Source organism: Streptomyces sp. NPDC023157, from assembly GCF_055560575.1.
In genome coordinates, this window is record NZ_JBVHIL010000012.1 from 29,432 (window position 1) to 49,671 (window position 20,240).

The 20,240-nt window shown below is 73.0% G+C and carries 18 protein-coding genes; 9 read left to right on the forward strand and 9 right to left on the reverse strand.

Features of this window, described 5'->3' with window-relative positions; all coding sequences use genetic code 11:
- Positions 1–37 precede the first annotated feature (37 nt).
- A complete protein-coding gene (locus ACZ3ZE_RS33925; RefSeq protein ID WP_361171560.1) occupies positions 38–859 on the reverse strand; it encodes a hypothetical protein in 822 nt (273 codons plus the stop codon).
- Between the two features lie 82 nt (positions 860–941).
- Between ACZ3ZE_RS33925 and ACZ3ZE_RS33930 the strand changes: the two genes are divergently transcribed.
- A complete protein-coding gene (locus tag ACZ3ZE_RS33930) occupies positions 942–1,736 on the forward strand; it encodes an SDR family oxidoreductase (protein WP_361171557.1) in 795 nt (264 codons plus the stop codon).
- A 93-nt stretch (positions 1,737–1,829) separates the two neighbouring features.
- Here the strand turns inward: ACZ3ZE_RS33930 and ACZ3ZE_RS33935 are convergent, their stop codons facing one another.
- A complete protein-coding gene (locus ACZ3ZE_RS33935) occupies positions 1,830–2,948 on the reverse strand; it encodes an ADP-ribosylglycohydrolase family protein (protein ID WP_361171554.1) in 1,119 nt (372 codons plus the stop codon).
- Positions 2,949–3,103: 155 nt separating this feature from the next.
- On the opposite strand from ACZ3ZE_RS33935, the gene ACZ3ZE_RS33940 reads away from it, so the two are divergent.
- Positions 3,104–4,183, forward strand: a complete 1,080-nt coding sequence (locus ACZ3ZE_RS33940; protein ID WP_361626374.1) for a tyrosine-protein phosphatase — start codon at positions 3,104–3,106, stop codon at positions 4,181–4,183.
- A gap of 7 nt (positions 4,184–4,190) precedes the next feature.
- On the opposite strand, the gene ACZ3ZE_RS33945 is transcribed toward ACZ3ZE_RS33940, so the two are convergent.
- Positions 4,191–6,782, reverse strand: a complete 2,592-nt coding sequence (locus ACZ3ZE_RS33945; RefSeq protein ID WP_467261795.1) for a bifunctional FO biosynthesis protein CofGH — start codon at positions 6,780–6,782, stop codon at positions 4,191–4,193.
- A 110-nt stretch (positions 6,783–6,892) separates the two neighbouring features.
- On the opposite strand from ACZ3ZE_RS33945, the gene ACZ3ZE_RS33950 reads away from it, so the two are divergent.
- The gene (locus ACZ3ZE_RS33950; RefSeq protein WP_467261797.1) at positions 6,893–8,683 is read left to right on the forward strand and encodes an alpha/beta hydrolase; all 1,791 of its coding nucleotides are present in this window, start codon (positions 6,893–6,895) and stop codon (positions 8,681–8,683) included.
- 58 nt (positions 8,684–8,741) lie between these two features.
- On the forward strand, positions 8,742–9,176 hold the full coding sequence (locus ACZ3ZE_RS33955; RefSeq protein ID WP_361171542.1) for a hypothetical protein: 435 nt from the start codon (positions 8,742–8,744) through the stop codon (positions 9,174–9,176).
- Between the two features lie 16 nt (positions 9,177–9,192).
- Here the strand turns inward: ACZ3ZE_RS33955 and ACZ3ZE_RS33960 are convergent, their stop codons facing one another.
- Complete coding sequence (locus ACZ3ZE_RS33960) at positions 9,193–10,023, reverse strand: TIGR03619 family F420-dependent LLM class oxidoreductase (RefSeq protein ID WP_361171539.1); 831 nt, start codon at positions 10,021–10,023, stop codon at positions 9,193–9,195.
- Positions 10,024–10,115: 92 nt separating this feature from the next.
- On the opposite strand from ACZ3ZE_RS33960, the gene ACZ3ZE_RS33965 reads away from it, so the two are divergent.
- Positions 10,116–11,606 (forward strand): CehA/McbA family metallohydrolase, encoded by a 1,491-nt coding sequence (locus tag ACZ3ZE_RS33965; RefSeq protein ID WP_361171536.1) that lies wholly within the window; start codon positions 10,116–10,118, stop codon positions 11,604–11,606.
- Here ACZ3ZE_RS33965 and ACZ3ZE_RS33970 read toward each other — a convergent pair.
- A complete protein-coding gene (locus tag ACZ3ZE_RS33970) occupies positions 11,587–12,120 on the reverse strand; it encodes a GNAT family N-acetyltransferase (protein WP_361171533.1) in 534 nt (177 codons plus the stop codon). The two genes, ACZ3ZE_RS33965 and ACZ3ZE_RS33970, sit on opposite strands and share 20 nt — an antisense overlap.
- A gap of 46 nt (positions 12,121–12,166) precedes the next feature.
- Here ACZ3ZE_RS33970 and ACZ3ZE_RS33975 point away from each other — a divergent pair, with 46 nt between their 5' ends.
- Together ACZ3ZE_RS33975 and ACZ3ZE_RS33980 are read left to right on the forward strand one after the other, a co-directional pair.
- Entirely contained in the window at positions 12,167–12,958 is a 792-nt protein-coding gene (locus ACZ3ZE_RS33975; RefSeq protein WP_361171530.1) for a GNAT family N-acetyltransferase, read from the forward strand.
- A 132-nt stretch (positions 12,959–13,090) separates the two neighbouring features.
- The gene (locus tag ACZ3ZE_RS33980) at positions 13,091–13,546 is read left to right on the forward strand and encodes a carboxymuconolactone decarboxylase family protein (RefSeq protein ID WP_442304914.1); all 456 of its coding nucleotides are present in this window, start codon (positions 13,091–13,093) and stop codon (positions 13,544–13,546) included.
- Here ACZ3ZE_RS33980 and ACZ3ZE_RS33985 read toward each other — a convergent pair.
- A complete protein-coding gene (locus tag ACZ3ZE_RS33985) occupies positions 13,512–13,976 on the reverse strand; it encodes a GNAT family N-acetyltransferase (protein ID WP_361626362.1) in 465 nt (154 codons plus the stop codon). The two genes, ACZ3ZE_RS33980 and ACZ3ZE_RS33985, sit on opposite strands and share 35 nt — an antisense overlap.
- Positions 13,977–14,125: 149 nt before the next feature.
- Between ACZ3ZE_RS33985 and ACZ3ZE_RS33990 the strand changes: the two genes are divergently transcribed.
- Both ACZ3ZE_RS33990 and ACZ3ZE_RS33995 read left to right on the forward strand, forming a co-directional pair.
- Positions 14,126–14,572, forward strand: a complete 447-nt coding sequence (locus ACZ3ZE_RS33990; RefSeq protein WP_361626395.1) for a carboxymuconolactone decarboxylase family protein — start codon at positions 14,126–14,128, stop codon at positions 14,570–14,572.
- A gap of 83 nt (positions 14,573–14,655) precedes the next feature.
- Entirely contained in the window at positions 14,656–14,874 is a 219-nt protein-coding gene (locus tag ACZ3ZE_RS33995) for a hypothetical protein (protein ID WP_361171521.1), read from the forward strand.
- Between the two features lie 88 nt (positions 14,875–14,962).
- Here ACZ3ZE_RS33995 and ACZ3ZE_RS34000 read toward each other — a convergent pair whose 3' ends face one another.
- The 3 genes from ACZ3ZE_RS34000 to ACZ3ZE_RS34010 form a co-directional block, all read right to left on the reverse strand.
- Positions 14,963–16,528, reverse strand: coding sequence for an APC family permease (locus ACZ3ZE_RS34000; RefSeq protein ID WP_361171518.1), 1,566 nt, complete (start codon positions 16,526–16,528; stop codon positions 14,963–14,965).
- Between the two features lie 295 nt (positions 16,529–16,823).
- Entirely contained in the window at positions 16,824–18,296 is a 1,473-nt protein-coding gene (locus tag ACZ3ZE_RS34005; RefSeq protein ID WP_467261799.1) for an aldehyde dehydrogenase family protein, read from the reverse strand.
- Complete coding sequence (locus tag ACZ3ZE_RS34010) at positions 18,293–20,032, reverse strand: N-acyl-D-amino-acid deacylase family protein (protein WP_361171512.1); 1,740 nt, start codon at positions 20,030–20,032, stop codon at positions 18,293–18,295. The genes ACZ3ZE_RS34005 and ACZ3ZE_RS34010 overlap by 4 nt, the downstream gene beginning before the upstream one ends.
- Positions 20,033–20,240: the final 208 nt, after the last annotated feature.

A 20,240-nucleotide genomic window follows, 5' to 3' on the forward strand; every position in this document is an offset into this window, starting at 1 on the left:
GCTCGGCCCTTTTCCCGGGCCCCGCCGCCCCGCGCCCCTAGCGCAGCTCGTCCACGTACCGGTCCGTCCCCGGCACCGTCGGGACGAACGGCGCCACCAGCTCCACCCGCCCGCCCCACTCCGGCGTCACCAGGTCGGCGAAGTGCGCGTCCCAGCAGTCGCGCGGGTCGCGCTCCAGGAACCACAGCAGGGTCAGCCGGGTGTCGACGCCCTCGACCTGCTTCACGTACGTCATGCGGTCGCCGGGCAGCGGGGTGGGCCGGAAGAGCGTCACCATCGCCGCGGGCGAGCCCGCGAGTCGGCGCGGCAGTTCGCGCGAGCGCAGCCGCTCCACGAGGGCGTCTCGCGCCTCGGGCCCCTCGGTGTCGACCACCTGGAGGACGAGCCCGGCGTACGGGTGGTCGAGGGCGTGGAAGTCGCGGGGCCCGGCCGCGCCGTCCCGGTAGACCGTCGCCTCGTGGTCCTGGAACGAGGTGAAGACGTGGGTGCGGTCGTGATAGACCCGGGCGTCCCGGTTGAGGCGCTTGTTGATGCCGACGGTCCACTTCATGTGTTCGTCGTAGCGGCCCTCGGTGATCCAGTACGTGGAGAGGTAGCAGCCCGCGGTGACCGGCTGGGCGACCGCGGACTTCTCGGGGCCGCGCAGCTCCTGGAGGGCGCGGGTGGCGACCCAGCGGCGGCCGGCGAACATCCAGGGCATGGCCATGGCGCCCGCGTAGTAGTGGTCGTCCTCGTACCAGCGGTTGTAGGCGTACTCGTGGCCCGGGTGCGGTTCGACCATGGTGATCAGCGCGTGGCCGGGGTGCACGCCGTACGGGCCGACCGACGCCAGTTCCGCGTAGGTCTCGATGTCGCTCATCGTCCTGCCCCTTCCCTGCTCGGTTCCGTGCACCTACTCTGACGGGCCGTCAGATCATTGAACAGGCCCAGGGAGGTTCCGGATGCCGCTCGAAGGACTGCTCCAGGGAAAGACGGTGGTCGTGTCGGGCGTCGGCGCCGGGCTCGGCCACCGGATCGCCGAGACGGTGGTACGGGACGGGGGCCGGGCGGTCCTCGGCGCGCGCACCGAGGCCAATCTCGCCAAGTCGGCCGCCGAGATCGACCCCGGGGGCGGCAGCACCGCCTACCGGGTCACCGACATCACCGACGAGGCCCAGTGCGAGGCGCTGGCCGCGCTCGCGGTGGAGCGCTTCGGCGGGATCGACGCCGTGGTGCACGTGGCCGCCTGGGACTCGTACTTCGGCGGCCTGGAGGACGCCGACTTCGCGACCTGGCAGGGCGTCCTGGACGTGAACCTGCTGGGCACCCTGCGGATGACCCGGGCCTGCCTGCCGGCCCTGAAGGAGCGGGGCGGCTCGGTGGTGCTGATCGGCACCCAGTCGGCGGTGGCCGCGCCCTCGCAGGTGTGGCAGGCGGCGTACGCGGCGTCCAAGGGGGCGCTGACCTCGGCGATGTACTCGATGGCCCGCGAGCTCGGCCCGCACCGGATCCGGGTCAACACCGTGCTGCCGGGCTGGATGTGGGGGCCGCCGGTCCAGGCGTACGTCCAGTTCACCGCGCACACCGAGCAGGTGCCGGAGGCCGAGGTGCTCGGACGGCTCACGGAGCGGATGGCGCTACCGGAGCTGGCGACGGACGGGGACGTCGCGGAGGCGGCGGCCTTCCTCGCCTCGGACCGGGCACGGGCCATCACCGGGCAGTCGCTGCTGGTCAACGCCGGGGAGCTGATGCGGTGACGCCGTGACACGGCGTCCCGCGCGCACGCCCGCCCCGCCCCCGCACGCCCGCCCGCCCCGCGCGCACACCGGCCGGCCGGGCGCCCGCCCCGGTCAGCCCCTCGGGTAGCGGGCCAGCCAGCCGGGTGCCGCGTCGGTGGGGCCGTGCAGGGCGGCGCCCTGGGTCATCTCCATCGCGAAGTCGTCCGCGAGCTCCAGGACCGTCGCACGGCCCTCCAGGCCGGCCAGCCAGGCCGGCGGGAGGGCCGTCTCGCCGTGCAGGGCGCCGAGCAGCGCGCCGGTCAGGGCGCCGGTCGCCGCGGACGGGCCGTCGTGGTTGACCGCGAGCCGCAGCCCGTGCCGGATGTCCTCGCCGACCGAGGCGCAGTACACGGCCGCCGCCAGCTGCCCGGCCGCCCGGTCCTCGGCCGCCCCGAGCGCCGCCACCCGTTCCGCGTCCGGCGCCCCCTGGCGTACGGCGCCGAGCGCGGCCTCCAGGGCCTCGGTCACCGGCTCGTGGCCGGGGCGCGGGGCGAGCTGCTCCAGGGCGGTGCGCACGGCGCCGTCGACGCCGTCGCCGCGGGCCACGCCGTGCACGACGACGGCGTAGGCGCCGGCCGCCAGGTAGCCGGCCGGGTCGCCGTGGGTCTGTGCCGCGCACTCCACCGCGAGCTGGCAGACCAGCTGCGGCTCCCAGCCGACGAGCAGTCCGAAGGGCGCCGAGCGGACCAGGGCGCCGGAGTCCGCCGCCCCCGGGTTCTTGGGCCGCTCCAGGGTGCCGAGGATCTCGTCGCCGAGGCCGGTCAGGCAGGCCCTGGCCGGGTCCCGGCGGGCGTACAGCCACTCCTCGCGGGCCAGCCAGCCCAGGTCGGCGCGCCGTTCGTCGGGGCCCCAGTCGCGCTGGGTCGCCGCCCAGCGCAGGTGCGCCCGGTGCACGTCGGTGGGCGGGTGCCAGGCGCCGGTGTCGCGGCGGACCTGGGCGCGGATGAGGCCGTCGACGGTGAACAGGGACATCTGCGTGGCGGCGGTGACGGCGCCGTGGCGGCCGTGCGCGGGGACCGGTTCGGTCAGGCCCTCGGGGCCGTGGGCCGCGCGGAGTTCGGCGAGGGTGCGGCCGGCCGCCCCGGCGCCGAACGCGTCGCCCACGGCGCCGCCGAGCAGACAGCCGCGGACGCGGGCGCGGAAGTCCTGCTGTTCGGTGCGGCCCCACACGGCCGCGGCTGTGGTGGTCACGTCGTGCCTCCCCCGGTCAGCAGCTACTGGTCCAGCACTGTAATAGACCGGATGCGCTCGTTCAGGGCGCGGAGCGTTATGTGATCGGACGCCCGTCAGTCCGTTTTCGACCACAATTCACCGCACGTTCGCACCTGGCCAGAAACATCCGCGCCATGAGCCCTGTGACACGAGTCAAGACCTCCGCCGCCGCGCTGGCCGCCGCCGCGCTCCTGGTGGGTCTCGGCGCCCCGAGCGCCGCCGCGCACCCCCGCCCCGAGCACGGGCACGCGGAGCACTCCCGCACCGCCGTCCCCTTCACCGCCGCGACCGTCACCGAGAACCCCGGCGGCACCTTCACGATCACCTGGAACGCCCCCGGCACCCGTGCCGTCGCCGTCCGCACCGACGGCCGCACCGTCGCCCGCGGCGGCTCCTCCGGCAGCGTCACCGTCACCGGGCTGCCCTCCGCCGACCGCCGCTGGTTCGACCTGGTCCCCGAGCGGGGCGGCTCGCTGCGCCTCGCCGACCGGCTGATCCGCCTCCAGGGCACCGTCAACTTCCGTGACGCGGGCGGCTACCGCACCCGCGACGGGCACTGGGTGAAGATGGGCGAGGTCTACCGCTCCGACGCCCTCGACAAGGCCACCGACGCCGACCTCGCCAAGCTGAAGCGCCTCGGCGTACGGACCGTCTTCGACCTGCGCATGGAGTCCGAGCGCACCGCCGCCCCCGACCGCGTCCCGGCCGGCGCGCGCTACGCCGTCGCCGACGTCCTCGCGGGCTCCGGCACCTTCACCACGATGCCCAAGTCCCCCGCCGAGGCCGAGAACATGATGGTCACGGGCAACCGCTTCATGGTCGGCGGCGACACCGCGAAGGCCGCGTACGGCACGGTCTTCGACACCCTCGGCGACGGCGGCGTCCTCTTCCACTGCACGGCCGGCAAGGACCGCACCGGCTGGGCCGAGGCCGCGCTCCTCACCGCCCTCGGCGTCCCCGAGGAGACGGTCATGGCCGACTACCTCGCCAGCAACACCTACCGGGCCGCCGCCAACGAGGCCGTCCTCTCCCACCTCCCGCCGCAGCAGGCCGCCGTCTACAAGCCGCTCCTGGACGTCCGCCCCGAGTACCTGAACGCGAGCCTCGACGAGGTGGAGCAGGAGTACGGCTCCTTCCGCGCGTACCTGCGGACGGGCCTCGGCGTCGACCACCAGGAGCTCAAGGAGCTGAAGCGCGAGCTCCTGGTGGGCTGAGCCGGTCCTACTCCTGGACGAGCGGCAGCAGCTCCGGCAGATGCCCGTCGGAGGCGCGGGCGACGCGCTGCCGCTCCTGGGGCACCTCCCCGTACAGCGTCGTCCGGGGCTTCGCCGGGCGGCCGGCGCTCTCGGCGATGGCCTCCAGGTCCCGGATGGAGCGGTACGAGCCGTAACTCGACCCCGCCATACGGGAGATGGTCTCCTCCATGAGGGTGCCGCCGAGGTCGTTGGCGCCCGAGCGCAGCATCTCCGCCGCGCCCTCCGTGCCCAGCTTCACCCAGCTGGTCTGGATGTTCGGGATGTGCGGGTGGAGCAGCAGCCGGGCCATCGCGATGACGGCCCGGTTGTCGCGCACCGTCGGGCCGGGGCGGGCGATGCCCGCGAGGTAGACCGGCGCGTTGGTGTGGATGAACGGCAGCGTCACGAACTCCGTGAAACCGCCCGTCTCCTGCTGGATGCGGGACAGCGTCCGGAAGTGCCCGAGCCAGTGCCGGGGCTGGTCGACATGCCCGTACATCATCGTCGACGAGGACCGGATGCCCAGCTCGTGCGCCGTGGTGATCACCTCGATCCAGGTGGCCGTGGGCAGCTTGCCCTTGGTGAGCACCCAGCGGACCTCGTCGTCGAGGATCTCGGCGGCGGTGCCGGGGATCGAGTCGAGCCCGGCCTCCTTCGCGGCGGTCAGCCACTCCCGGATCGACAGGCCGGTGCGGGAGGCGCCGTTGACGACCTCCATCGGGGAGAAGGCGTGCACGTGCATGCCGGGGACGCGCTCCTTCACCGCCCGCGCGATGTCGAAGTACGCCGTGCCCGGCAGGTCCGGGTGGATGCCGCCCTGCATGCACACCTCGACCGCGCCGAGCTCCCAGGCCTGCTGGGCGCGGTCGGCGACCTGGTCGAGGGAGAGGGTGTAGGCGTCGGCGTCCGTGCGGCGCTGCGCGAAGGCGCAGAAACGGCAGCCGGTGTAGCAGACGTTGGTGAAGTTGATGTTGCGCGTGACGATGTACGTGACGTCGTCGCCGACCGCCGCGCGCCGCACGTCGTCGGCGATCCGGGTCAGCGCGTCGAGCGCGGGCCCGTCGGCGTGCAGCAGGGCCAGGGCCTGCGCGTCCGTGAGCCTGGTCGGGTCGTCGGCGGCGACGGCGAGGGCCTCCCGCACGTCGGTGTCGATCCGCTCCGGGACCATGCCGGGCGCGGCGGCCTCGCGCAGCGCCTCCCAGTCCCCGTACACCTCGTCGAAGTCCTCGCGGCGGTCGCCGGTGCGGCCCTCCGTGTCGATGGTGCGGTGCAGGTCGGTGCGGCCCGATCCGCTGAACGCCTCGTCGGGCTCCTGCCAGGGCAGGCCGCGCACGGGGGCGTCCGGGTTCGCGAGGCCGGTCTCCGGGTCGGCGAGGGCCCGCACGTGCGGCAGCAGCCGCGGGTCCAGCCAGGGCTCGCCGCGGACGACGAACTCGGGGTAGACGCAGAGGCGTTCCCGCAGCTCGAAACCGGCCGCGGCGGACCGCGCCGCCAGCTCCTCGATCTGCGGCCAGGGCCGCTCCGGGTTGACGTGGTCGATGGTGAGCGGGGAGACCCCGCCCCAGTCGTCGATGCCGGCGGCGATCAGCCGCCCGTACTCGCCGTCGACGAGGTTCGGCGGCGCCTGGAGGCAGGCGCTCGGCCCCATGATGAGCCGGGCCACGGCCACCGTGGCGACCAGGTCGTCGAGCTCGGCGTCCGGCATGCCGCGCATCGCCGTGTCCGGCTTGGCGCGGAAGTTCTGGATGATCAGCTCCTGCACGCCGTGGTAGGCGCGGGCGACCCGGCGCAGCGCGAACAGCGACTCGGCCCGCTCCTCGTACGTCTCGCCGATCCCGAGCAGCAGCCCCGACGTGAACGGCACGGACGACCGCCCCGCGTCCTCCAGCACCCGCAGCCGCACGGCCGGCTCCTTGTCGGGCGACCCGTAGTGCGGCCCGCCCGGCTCGCTCCACAGCCGCTCCGACGTGGTCTCCAGCATCATCCCCATGCTCGGGGCGACGGGCTTGAGCCGCTGGAAGTCCGTCCAGGACAGCACCCCCGGGTTGAGGTGCGGCAGCAGCCCGGTCTCCTCCAGGATCCGGATCGCCATGGCCCGCACGTACGCGAGGGTGTCGTCGTACCCGCGCGCGTCCAGCCACTCCCGCGCCTCGGGCCAGCGCTCCTCCGGCTTGTCCCCGAGCGTGATCAGCGCTTCCTTGCAGCCGAGTTCGGCGCCGCGACGGGCGATGTCCAGCACCTCGTCGGGCTCCATGAACATCCCGTGCCCGTCCCGGCGCAGCTTGCCGGGCACGGTCGCGAAGGTGCAGTAGTGGCACTTGTCCCGGCACAACCGGGTCAGCGGTATGAACACGCTCTTCGAGTACGTGACGACCCCGGCCCGCCCGGCCGCCGCGAGCCCGGCGTCCCGCACCCGGCCCGCCACCCCGACCAGCTCCGCCAGATCCGCCCCGCGCGCCTGCAACAGCACCACGGCCTCGGCGACATCGAGCGCGACCCCGTCCCTGGCCCGCCTGAGGGCGCGGCGCATCGCGTTCTCGGTGGGTCCTGCGGGGCGTCGTGCCTGGTGATCCGTCATGGGGCGAGCATACGAGCGCACGGCTGAGGTGAGTACGCGTACTCATCCCCCGGCCTCCCGGGCGCTCCTACGATGAGCGGCCAGCACCCGAACGGGGGAGCCCTCACTCCATGCCCACCTGGCAGCAACTGCGCGACCTCAAGCTGTCCGAGTACACGGACGCCGCCGACGGCTGGGGCAAGATCTCCGGCCGCGCCCACGCCGACAAGGACCGCGTCGACCACGGCATGCTCGACCGGATCCGGGACACCCAGAAGGGCGACACGGCCAAGGCGGCGACCGCGGACAGCGAGCAGCTGTCACGCAACTACCAGTACCTGCACACCGAGTGCGGCCTCGTCCGCACCGCCCTCCACGGCCTCGCCCACGAGCTCGCCGCGCCGCAGCGGAAGCTGAAGCAGGCCCTGGAGGACGCCGAGAACCAGAAGTTCACCGTCGGTGCCGACGGCTCCGTCACGTACCCCGCGGGCGGCGAGAACCTCCTCGACAAGAAGCCCATCCCGGGCGGCAGCACCTCCTCCTCGCCGCCCTACCTCCTCCCCGGCCTCCAGCAGGGCAACGGGCTCCTCAAGCCCACCGGGCCGTTCCCCTTCGCGCCCGTCGGCAACCCGAACCAGGCGAAGGCCCAGGCCGTCGCGGACGCGATCGCCGCCGCCGTCCGCGAGGCCACCGAGATCGACGGCCGCTACGCCGCCGCCCTGCGCAAACTGAAGGCCGAGCCCGGCCTGACGGTGAACGCCGCGACGCTCGCGGACGCGGCCGACGACACCAAGGCGCTGCGGCAGGCGGCCGAGAACTACGCCGACGCCAAGATCCCGGACGGCACGTCCCCGAAGGAGAACGCCGCGTGGTGGAACTCCCTCACCCCGGAACAGCGTGACGAGTACGCCACCCTCTCCCCGGCCTCCATCGGCGCCCTCGACGGCCTGCCGGCCACGGTCCGCGACGACGCCAACCGCGTGGTCTTCACCGAGACCAAGGCGAAGTACGAGGCCGAACTGGCCGCCATGCCCCCGGAGCCGAAGCCGAAGCTGGTCGCGCACGGGGCGCGCGGCGGCATGGTCTACAGCCAGGAGTGGCTGGACTGGCACAACAAGTACGAGGACCGCCGGGGCGCGCTCCACGACAAGCTGGACGGCCTGAACGCGATCGAGGACCGCCTGAAGCCGCGGCCCGGCATGCCGGAGGGGTATCTGCTCAGGTTCGACGGCGAGAAGGACGACGGCCGGGTGGTCCTCGCCGTCGGCAACCCGGACACGGCGGACCACACGTCGGTGTACGTGCCGGGGACGAAGACGAAGCTGGAGACGATCGGCGACGACCTGGATCGCAGTGAGGCCTTGTACAAGAGCGCGCATCGCTACGACCCGAGCGCCTCGATCTCGACCATCACGTGGTTCGACTACAACGCGCCGAACGACATCCCCGCAGCCACGCGCAACCATTACGGCGATGCCGGCGCCCCGGCCCTGCGCCAGTTCATGGGCGGTCTGGAGACCGCCCAGGGCGGCCCGGACAAGTCCCACACCACGCTCATGGGCCACAGCTACGGTTCCACCGTGGCGGGCATGGCCACCAAGCTGGGGGGCGGCCCGATCGCGGACGACATCATCGCGGTGGGCAGCCCCGGCATGCAGGTGAAGCACGCGAGCGACCTGGGGGTGGGCAAGGAGCACGTCTGGGCACTGGGGGGCGGCTGGGACGACATCATCGTGCGTCAGGGCGGTCGGCTCGTCGGGCACGGTGAGGGCGGCAACATCCCCACGGACGAGGCCTTCGGCGGCACCATCATGGAGAGCGGCGCGAAGGATCACGGAGACTACTGGGAGCCGGGCCGTGCGAGCCTCAGAAATCAGGGTGCGGTGATCGCCGGCGCATACGACGAGGTGACCCTTGACTAAGCGACTCACACTGGCCGTGCCCGCCCTCCTGGCGTGCGCACTTCTGACGGGATGCTCGATGACGGCGAAGAGCGCCGAACCACGTGACCGCACGCAGATGGAGCAGGGGACTCAGGCGACCTCCAGTCGTCTCTTCGACCTGATCGGGCTGAAGGGCAAGACCACCGAGCCCGGCCCGGGGCCCTTGCCGTGTGAGGGGTACGAGGACGGGACCATCCAGATGATCCACCCCTGGAGCATCTACGACCTGCCGTTCGAGGAGCTGGAGAAGGGCTACGCCACGATGCGCACGACGCTTCCGAAGGAGGGATGGAAGGTCGTCTCCGACGGTCCGGCCGCCAACAGGGCGAAGACCCCGACGATCGTCGCGGACTCCCCCGACGGGGACTATTCGGCCGAGCTCCAGCTGGTCGACCGCCGCAAGGACCCCACGGCGAAGACGAAGTTCGTACTCAGCGTCACCGTCGTCTCCCGCTGCTTCCAGCCCTCCTGAGCCGTCCTCCATCCCCTCACAGATAGGCCGCGTACGCGTCCAGCGCCCGCAGTACCTCCCCCTCCTCCCCCGGCGGCAGCTGCACCACGACCTCCTCGCAGCCCAGCTCCGCGTAGTGGGCCAGCTTGCCGGGGTTGGGGTGGATCGCGAACGGGACGATCTGGAGGGTCTTCGGGTCGCGGCCGGACTGTTCCCACACCTCGCGCAGGACGGGGAGGGTCTGCGTGAGGCCCCGCCCGCCGATGGGCATCCAGCCGTCGGCGTAGTCGGCGATGTGGGCGAAGAGCTTCGGGCCCGCCGCGCCGCCGACGAGGGTGCGGGGGGCGCCGCCGACGGGCTTGGGCCAGGCGTGGGAGGCGCGGACGGAGAGGCCGGAGGGCCCGGCGTACGCCGTCGGCTCGGGGGACCACAGCGCGCGCATCAGGTGCATCGCCTCGCGGGTGTCCTCGCGGCGGGTGGACCAGGTGACGCCGTGGTCGTCGGCCTCCTCCCGGTTCCAGCCGAAGCCGACTCCGAGGGTGAAGCGCCCGCCGGAGAGGTGGTCGAGGGTGGCGACGCGCTTGGCGAGGGAGATCGGGTCGTGCTCGGTGACCAGGGTGACGCCGGTGCCGAGCAGCAGGTGTGCGGTGACGGCGGCGGCCTGGCCGAGGGCGACGAAGGGGTCGAGCACCCGGGTGTACTCGGGCGGCAGCGGGCCGCCGGCCGGGTAGGGCGTGGTCCGCTCGGCGGGGATGTGGGTGTGCTCGGGCAGGTAGAGCCCGGCGAAGCCGCGCTGTTCGAGCTCGCGGGCGAGCCGCACGGGGGTGATGGTCTCGTCGGTCAGGAAGAGCGTGGTCGAGATCCGCATGACGGCACGGTAGGGGGTGGCGGGCGGAATTCCGAGGGTCGAGGCTCCTTGTGTTGTTCCCTCGTTCACGCGGCCGGAGGACAGTCGTGGGCATGACGGAGACCACCAGACGCGCGCTTCTCGTGACGGGCGCGGCGACCGCGCTTACCTTGGGGACCGTGAGCTTCGCCCGGGCCGACGGCGGGGACCTCACCCGTACGGTGAGCGGCAGCCTCCCGCCGGGCTCCCCCGACTACGTGTACCTGCCGCTGGAGCTGCCGCGCGGGGTGCGCGAGCTGCATGTGGCGTACGGCTACGAGCGGCCGCCCGTGCCCGCCGGCACGCAGGGCAACGCGCTCGACATCGGCCTGTTCGACCAGCGCGGCACCGCGCTCGGCGGCCGGGGCTTCCGCGGCTGGTCCGGCGGGGCGCGCAAGGAGTTCTTCGTGCGGGCCGACGACGCGACGCCCGGCTATGTCGCGGGGCCGCTGCGGCCCGGCCTGTGGCATGTCGTGCTCGCCCCGTACACGGTCGCCCCGCAGGGGCTCGCGTACACGGTGACGGTGACGGTGCGGCTGGGTCCGGACGCTCCCGCCGTCCCCGTCGCGTATCCGCCGGAGCGGGCCCGGGGGCGCGGCCGGGCCTGGTACCGGGGCGACTGCCATCTGCACACCGTGTACTCGGACGGGCGCCGCACCCCGGCCGAGGTCGCCGCGCTGGCCCGGGCGGCGGGGCTGGACTTCCTGACCGCCACCGAGCACAACACGCACGCCGGGCACGGGGCGTGGGCCGGGCTCGCCGGGGACGACCTGCTGGTGCTGCTCGGCGAGGAGGTGACCACCCGCAACGGGCACGTCCTCGCCCTCGGCACCGATCCGGGCACCTTCGTCGACTGGCGCTACCGGGCCAGGGAGAACCGTTTCGCTCACTTCGCCCGCGAGATCCGGCGGGCCGGCGGCCTGGTCGTCCCCGCGCACCCGCAGGCCGGCTGCATCGGCTGCGCCTGGAAGTTCGGGTTCGGCGACGCGGACGCGGTGGAGGTGTGGAACGGGCCGTACACCCCGGACGACGAGGTCGCCCTGGCCGGCTGGGACGCGGCGCTGGCGCGGGGGCGCTGGACGCCGGCGATGGGCAACAGCGACGCGCACCGCGACCCCGACCGGGTCGGCGGCCCGCAGACGGTGGTCCTCGCGGAGGAGCTGAGCCGGGCGGCGATCCTGGACGGGCTGCGGGCGGGGCGGAGTTACGTCGCCGAGTCCTCGGCCCTCTCCGTGGAGTTCGGCGTCACCGACGGGCGCGGGCGCACCGCCGGCATCGGCGAGCGGCTCGCCGTTCCCGCCGACGAGCCCGTCACCGTCCGCCTCCACGTCACCGGCGCCCCGCCCGGCGGCACGCTCCGCCTGGTCACGGACCAGGGCGTCCTGCGCACGGCCCAGGACACGGACACCGTCGCGTGGACGACGACCGCCGCCTACGCCACGTACGTACGGGCCGAGGTGCGGCATCCGGCCACCACCCCGCCCCTGCCGGGGGCGCTCGCCGCGTTCACCAACCCGGTGTTCCTCGGGCCGGCCGGGCAGGAGGTCAGGCCCGGTACTCGGTGAGGTCGATGGAGTGGATCCGGAGCGGATGGCCGAACTCGGGGTGGACGGTCTCCCGCTCCAGGGTCATGCCGAGTTTGCGCATGACGTTCTCGGAGGCGGTGTTCCCGGCCCGGGAGATGCTGATCACGCGGTCGAGGCCACGGTCCTGGAGGGCGAACTCCAGGGCGGCGTGGGCGGCCTCCGAGGCGTAGCCCTGGCCCCAGAACTGGCGGCCGAGGCGCCAGCCGATCTCCACGTCCGGTGCCACCTCGGGCAGGAACTGCGGCACCGAGAGGCCCGTGAAGCCGATCAGTTCCCCGGAGCCGAGGAGTTCGACGGCGAAGAGCCCGAAGCCCTCCTCGTCCCACTCCTCCTCCCAGTGCTCGATCCGCTCCGCCGTCTCCTCAAGGTCGCGCACGGAGCCGTCGCCGATCCATTGCATGACGTCCGGGTCGGCGTTGATCTCGGCCATCGGGACGAGGTCGTCGTCGGTCCAGCGGCGCAGCAGCAGTCGGGGGGTGAGGATCTCGGTCATGGGTCCATCATCCCGCGCGGCCGCACCGGTACGACATCCTGGGCGCATGCTGACGCGCCTTGAGTCCTATTACGACGCCGTTCCCCGCTCCGCCGCCCGCGCCGAGGAGTTCGGGCCGCTGACCCTCTTCGTACGGGAAGGGGCGGGCTGGCCGTACTACGCGCGGCCGGCGCTCGGCCACGGCGGCCCGGTGCCCGTGGCGGCGGTGGAGGAGGTCCGGGCGCGGCAGCGGGAGCTGGGGGCGCCCGAGGCGTTCGAGTGGGTGGCGGAGACGACGCCGGGGCTGCGGGCGGCGGTCGAGGCGAGCGGGCTCGTCGTGCACGAGCATCCGCTGATGGTCCTCACCGCGGACGCCGAGGAGCTGCCCGCACTGCCGGACGGCTTCGCCGTGCGCATGGTCGGTGGCGGCGACCCGGCCCTGGAGAGCGCGGTCGCCGCCCCGTACGCCGCCTTCGGCGCGACGCCCACGCCCGGCGCCGCCGAGCAGGTCGCGGCACGGATCGGGGCGGGCCTGACCCGCCTCGCGGCGGCCTTCGACGCCTCCGGCACCGCCCTCGCGGCCGGGCAGCACCAGACGGTCGGCGCGGTCTCGGAGGTCGTCGGGGTCGGCACCCGGCCGGAAGCACGGCGGCGGGGGCTCGGTCTCGCGGTCACGGCGGCGCTCGTCGCCGACGCGCGCGCGGCGGGCGTGGAGACGGTCTTCCTGAGCGCCACGGACGCCACGGTGGCCCGGCTGTACGCCCGCCTCGGCTTCCGCACGATCGCGACGGCGCTCATCGCCGAACCGGCGGAGGACGCGGGGAACGACGTCGCTCGGGAAGGCGCCCAGGAAGGCTGATCCCGGCGGTCCGAAAAAACTTCTCGGAGGCTGTCACATCCGCCGCGCGCGATCCGTCAGTGCTGTGAAGGCAACGGAAGACGCCACAGCGGCGGACCGACAGACACCGAGGAGCGCGCCATGCAGCACGAAATCAAGGCCCGGATGACCAACCCCGCCCACCTGCTCTCCGACGCCGGACCGGCGATCATGAGCCTGCTGAAGGCAACCCGCCAGGGCGGTGTCCCCGAGTCCACCCTGGAGCTCGTGCACCTGCGGGCCAGCCAGATCAACAACTGCGGGTTCTGTGTGGATTTCGGGGCCAAGAGCGCCCGGAAGAACGGGGTCAGCGACGAGAAGCTGTTCTCGGTCGCCGCCTGGCGCGAGGCCCCGTACTTCTCCGACGAGGAGCGGGCCGCGCTCGCCCTGACGGAGGCGGCGACCCGGCTCGCCGACAGCTCGGACGCCGTGCCGGACGACGTGTGGGACGCGGCCGCCGACCACTACGACGAGAAGCAGCTCGCCGCGATCGTGCTGATGGTCGGCGTCACCAACCTCTTCAACCGGCTCAACGTCACGACCCGGCAGCCGGCCGGCGCGGGGTTCTGAGGGCGGGTTCCCGCACCATCCGCACGTCGATCGGGTCCTCGGACTCGACCGTGAAGCCCGCCCGCTCGTAGAGCCGGCGCGCCGCGCTGCCCTGGATCACGGTCAGCCGGACGGGGACGCCGTCGGCGTCCGCCCGGTCGAGCAGCGTGGTGAGCACCGCCGTCCCGAGGCCCCGCCCCTGGGCCTCGGGGGCGAGGTAGAAGTGGGCCAGGTAGCGGCCGGGGCCGTGCGCGTACGGTCCGAAGGCCACGCAGCCCGCGAAGGCGCCGTCCACCTCGACGACCGAGGTGTGCTCGGGCCGGAACTCGTCCCGCAGCCGCTGCCGCACCCGGTGCTCGTCGTAGCGGCCCAGCCGCACCAGGTCGTCCCGCATCACGACGGCCTTCAGCTCGGCGACGAGCCCCACGTCCGCCGCGCGCGCGGGACGCATCCGCCAGGCCTGTTCCCGGCCCGTTACCCGGCCCGTATCCCGGTCGGTACGCCGGCCCGTATCCCGGTCCGTATCCCGGCCCGTCACGCGATCCGTTTCCGTATACACGCACGCATCCTAAGGAGACCCCTGTGTCCGTCGTCGCCCGCATGGCCAACCCCGCCGCCGTCCTGCCCGAGGCCATGGGCCCGATCATGCAGCTCGTGAAGGCCGTCCAGTCCGGCGGCGACGTGCCCGCCGCCACGCTCGGCCTGGTCCATCTGCGGACCAGCCAGATCAACGGCTGCTCCTACTGCGTCGTGGGCGGCGCGCTGAAGGGGCGGGAGGAGGGGGAGACGGACGAGCGGCTGCACGCCGTCGCCGCCTGGCGGGAGACGCCGTACTTCTCCGAGGCCGAGCGGGCCGCGCTCGCCCTCGCCGAGTACGCGACCCGGCTCGCCGACCGCCCGGACGCGGTGCCGGACGCGGTGTGGGACGAGGCCGCGCGACACTACGACGAGAAGCAGCTGGCGCAGATCGTGCTGTGGATCGGGGTGTCCAACCTCTTCAACCGGCTGAACGCGACGACCCGGCAGCCGGCCGGGGCCACCTGGTAGCAGTCGGGGCGCCCGCCTCCACGGCACCGGCCGGCCGCGCCCCTCCGCGTAACCGGATCGCGTCCGTCCGCGTTGGAGCGGGCATGAAGAAGATCCTCACCGCAGCCGCGCTCACCGGACTCGCCGTGGCGGGTGGCCTCACGGCCGCCGCCGGGACCGCCGCCGCCGACACCGGCGGCGCCAACCTTCCCTCGGTCGTCCCGCTCAGCGGCGTCCTCATGCCCCACGGCAAGGGCCCGGCCCCCGCCGGGATGCCCGCCGCCAACCAGCTGGTGTCGGGGCTGCTGCCCGGCGGGCACTGACCGGCCCTCGGGAGAACGACGAAGGTGGCGGGACCCCCCACGGGCCCGCCACCTCGTCGTTTCCGTCAGCCGACGGTCGCGGAGTCCATCAGTCCGCGACCACCAGGGACGGGGTCTCCTTGGTGAGCACCTCGCCGCGGAAGAACGCGGGGCTGCGGCGCTGCATCACCAGCATGATCACCACGCCGAGCAGCAGCAGCCCGACGCCGATGACGAAGACGGAGCCGACGCCGAAGACGGCGGAGCCGGAGCCGTAGGCCGGGTCCCACATGTCGTACAGCGTCTTGCCGAAGACGGCGGTCAGCATCAGGCCGCCGAGGGCCGGCATGAGGCCCTTGAAGGCGAAGTCGCGCACGGAGCGGAACAGCTCGCCGCGGAAGTACCAGACGCAGGCGAAGGCCGTCAGGGCGTAGTAGAAGCAGATCATCAGGCCGAGCGCGTAGATCGTGTCGACCAGGACGTGCTCGCTGACCAGGGTCATCACGGTGTAGAACGCGCCGGTGGCGACACCGGCCACGATCGTCGCCTTGCCGGGGGTCTTGAAGACCGGGTGGACCTTGGTGAAGGACTTCGGCAGGGCCTCGTAGGTGGACATGGCCAGGACCGTGCGGGCGACCGGGATGAAGGTCGTCTGGAGGCTGGCGGCGGCCGAGGCGAGCACCGCGACGAAGAGCAGGATGCCGAGGCCGGGGCCCATGACGGGGCCGGCCAGGGCGGCGAAGACGTTGTCGGAGGTCTTCGGGTTGGCGAGGCCGAGGCCCTGGTCGCCGGAGCCGACGGCCATCTGGGCGGCGATGCCGGTGGCCAGGTAGGAGCCGACCAGGACGACCATCGCGATGAGCGCGGCGCGGCCGGGGGTCTTCTCGCTGCCGGTGGTCTCCTCGTTGGACGCCATGCAGGCGTCCCAGCCCCAGTACATGAAGATCGACAGGGAGAGTCCGGCGGTGAACGCGGCGAAGGACTGCACCGCGAAGGGGTTCATCCAGGACCAGGAGAACTCGACCGAGGTCTCGAAGGAGCCGGCCTTCGACAGCGCCATCGCCACGAAGAGGGCGAGGACGACGAGCTGGAGGCCGACGAGGGTGTACTGGAGGCCCTTGGTGGCGGTCATGCCGCGGTAGCTGATCGCGGTGGCGGTGGCGATCAGGGCGAGGCAGGTGAGGATGTGGACGGCCTTGTTGTCGTCCAGGGCCGCGATCGACGGATTGCCCGTGATCTCCCCGGCGAGCAGCCAGAAGTACGAGGTGGCGACGCCCGCCAGGTTGGACAGGACGATGATCGTCGCGATGACCAGGCCCCAGCCGCACATCCAGCCCAGCTTCGGGCCGAAGGCCTTCACCGTCCAGGTGAAGGAGGTGCCGCAGTCGGGCATGACCTTGTTGAGCTCGCGGTACGCGAAGGCGACGAGCAGCATCGGCAGGAAGCCCGCGAGGAAGACGGCGGGCATCTGGAGGCCGACCTCGCCGGCGGTGGAGCCGAGCGTCGAGGTGAGGCAGTAGACGGGGGCGACGGTGGAGATGCCGATGACGGCGCTGCCGAGCAGGCCCACGGAGTTGCCACCGAGGCCCTTGGTGCGCACGCCCTGGGTGTCACCCGCGGTCGCGGTGCCCCTTACCGTGTCTCCGGCCTGGGGCCGCACATCCACCTGAGTCATGAACAGGACGTTAAATGCTGCGGTTTCCACATCCGGAGGATCGCAGTCCGCTCATTTGATCGATCATCACCTTGCATTGAGAGGGCGAATCCGGACAGCCGCCAATGATTGAAAGATCGACGACCGCACCGGACCGACCAAGCGGTAGGTCCGGTGCGGAGTGTCCGATATGCGGGAACCGCAGCACTGTCCGGAATGTCCGATTCCAAAATTTCCCGAGGAATTTTCCGAAGGTCCTGCGCCGGGCCCCCGCAGTGTGCTTCTTGCGCCCGACCCGCCGGATCAGCCCGCCGGATCAGCCGGGCCAGACCACCGCCTGCGTCTCGCTGTAGGCGTGCAGCGCGTACGAGCCCACGTCCCGCCCGACCCCGCTCTTCTTGAAGCCGCCGAACGGCGCCTCCATGTTCCGGCCGATGGTGTTCACCCCGACCCCGCCGGCCCGCAGCCGCCCCGCGACCCGGAAGGCGCGGGCCACGTCGCCGGACCACACGTAGTCGATCAGCCCGTAGTCGCTGTCGTTGGCGAGGGCGATGCCCTCCTCCTCGTCGTCGAAGGGGACCACCACGACCACCGGGCCGAAGATCTCCTCCCGCACCACCCGCATCTCGTTGGTGCAGTCCGCCAGGAGCGTCGGCGCCACGTAGAAGCCGCGGTCGAGACCCGGACCGGCCGGACGCTCCCCGCCCGCCACCACCGTGGCCCCCTCCTTGCGCCCCAGCTCGACGTACGACTCGATCCGGTCCCGGTGGGCCGCCGAGATCACCGGGCCCACCACCGTGCCCCGCTCCGCCGGGTCGCCCACCTTCATGAAGGCGAGATAGCCGGTCAGCTTCTCGATCAGCCGGTCGTGGATCCCGCGCTGCGCCAGCACCCGGGTCGGCGCGGTGCAGATCTGCCCGCTGTAGAAGGAGAAGGTCGTGCCGATCCCCATGACCGCCGCGTCCAGGTCGGCGTCGTCGAAGACCAGCGCCGCCCCCTTGCCGCCCAGCTCCATCAGCTGCCGCTTCAGGCCCCGGCCGCAGACCTCGCCGATCGCCTGGCCGACCGCCGTGGAACCGGTGAAGGAGACCATGTCGACCACCGGGGAGTCCACGGCGGCCTCGCCCACCGCCGGCGCGGAGCCCGTGACGAGGTTGACCACCCCCGCCGGGACACCCGCCTCCTCCAGGGCGCGGACCATCGCGAACACCGACAGCGGATCCTGCGGGGCGGGCTTCACCACCACCGTGTTGCCCATGGCGAGCGCCGGGGCGATCTTGCCGGCCGGATTGGCCCAGGGGTTGTTGTACGAGGTGATGCAGGTGACCACGCCGACCGGGCGCCGCACCGCCACCGCCCCGAACACACCGGCCTTCCCCATCGGGCCGGCCTCGTTGATCTGCGGGGGCAGCGCCTGCTCGACCGGCTCCAGGGCGCCGCGCGCGTACCGCCGGAAACGCGAGGCGCCGACCGCGACCTGCATCCCGCGCGCCGTCGCCGTCGTCGCGCCCGTCTCCGCGCGGGCCAGCAGGGCGTTCGCGTCGGCGTCGCGGGCCATCAGGTCGGCGGCCCGGTCCAGGATCGCGGCCCGCTCCTCCGGCCTCGTCCGCGACCAGGTCGCGAAGGCCTCGCGGGCCGCCTCGGCCGCCGCGTACACCTGGACGCGGGAGGCCTCCGGCGCGAGGCCGACGAGCTCCTCGGAGGCAGGGTCGATGACCTCGTAGTGCCCGCCGTCGGGCTCGACCCACTCTCCCCCTATATACAGCCGCTCCGTGACCTCTCGCGTCATCGCGTGCTCACCGTCCTCGTGTCGCGGCCCGAGCGCAGCACCCGGCCCGGGATGGCGCCCGTCACCTCGTCGTCCCGTACCGTCTCGACCCCGTTGACCCGCACCGACACGATCCCGACCGCCCGCGAGTCCAGCCGCGGACTGTCGCCCGGCAGGTCGTGGACCAGGGTCGCCGGGCCCGCGTCGATCCGCTCCGGGTCGAAGAGGACCAGGTCGGCGTGGAAGCCCTCGGTGATCCGGCCGCGCTCACGCAGCCCGAAGAGCCGCGCCGGATCGTCGCTCAGCATCCTCACCGCCTGCTCCAGCGGCACCAGCTTCCGGCCGCGCAGACAGTCGCCGAGGAAACGGGTCGTGTACGGCGCCCCGCACATCCGGTCCAGGTGGGCGCCCGCGTCGGAGCCGCCGAGCAGGACGTCCTCGTGCTGCCAGGTCTCGCGGCGCAGCGCCCAGGACGCCGGGTCGTTGTCGGTGGGCATCGGCCACAGGACGGTGCGCAGCTCGTCGTTGGCGCAGATCTCCACCAGGCACTGGAAGGGGTCCTGGCCGCGTTCGGCGGCGATGTCCTTCACGACCCGGCCCGTCAGGCCCTCGTTCTCGGCGCTGTACGTGTCGCCGATGACGTACCGCCCGAAGTGCGCCAGGCGCCGGAAGACGCCCGCCTCCTTGGAGTCGGCGCGGCGCAGCAGCTCGGCCCGTACGGCGGGATCGCGCAGCCTCACGATCCGCTCGGGCACCGGCAGGCCGAGGACCTCGCCCCAGCCGGGGATCAGGTTGAGGGCGCAGAAGGTGCCGAGCGACATGTTCATCGGGGTGAGGATCGGCATCGTGAGGGCGACGATCCGGCCGCCGGACTTGCGGGCCCGCTCCGAGGCCAGGAGCTGGCGCGGGACGCGTTCGGGGACGGTGGCGTCGATGGTGAGGACGTTCCAGTTGAGCGGGCGCCCGGCGGCGGCCGTCATCTCGACGAAGAGATCGATCTCCGCGTCCGAGAACTGGTCGAGGCAGCCCGCCAGGATCGCCTCGATCTGAGTGCCCTCGTGCTCGCCGACCGCCTTCGACAGGGCGATCAGCTCGGCGGGCAGGGCGTGCCGGGAGGCGACGGGGGCGCCGTCGCCGTCGGAGTGGGTGGCCGACTGGGTGGTGGACAGGCCCCAGGCGCCCGCCGCCATCGCCTCCTTGAGGAGCGCGACCATCCGGGCCAGCTGCTCCTCCGTGGGCTGGCCGCCGACCGCGTCGGCGCCCATCACGTACCGGCGCAGGGCGCAGTGGCCCACCATGAAGCCGGCGTTGACGGCGGTACGGCCGTCAAGGGCGTCCAGGTACTCGGCGAACGACGACCAGCTCCAGTCGACGCCCTCCTCCAAGGCCTTGAGAGCCATGCCCTCCACCTTGGACATCATCTTGCGCGTGTAGTCGGCGTCCTCGGGGCGGTCCGGGTGCAGCGGGGCGAGAGTGAAACCGCAGTTGCCGCCGGCGACGGTGGTGACGCCGTGGTTCATCGACGGGGTGGCGAACGGGTCCCAGAAGAGCTGGGCGTCGTAGTGGGTGTGCGGATCGACGAAACCCGGCGCGAGGATCAGGCCGGTGGCGTCCTCCGTGCTCCGGGCCTCCTCGGCGACGGTGCCGGGCTCGGCGACGACGGCGATCCGCCCGTCGCGGATGCCGACGTCGGCGGTGTAGGCGGGGGCGCCGGTGCCGTCGACGACGGTGGCGCCTTGAATGAGGTGATCGAGCATGACCGTCCTTTCTGCGCGGGTCCCGCGCGGGAGCACGGGCGCGCCCCGGACGGGGGCCGGGGCGCAGCCGGCCGCGGCTGCGGGTGCCTCCGGCCGGGGCCGGTACGGGGCGACGATCCGGGAAGACGCCACCCCGCGCTTATCTGTCACGGGGCCCCGTCCCCGCCCCGACGTGGGCGCTCACCCCGCCCCGTTGCGGTCCTGCGCC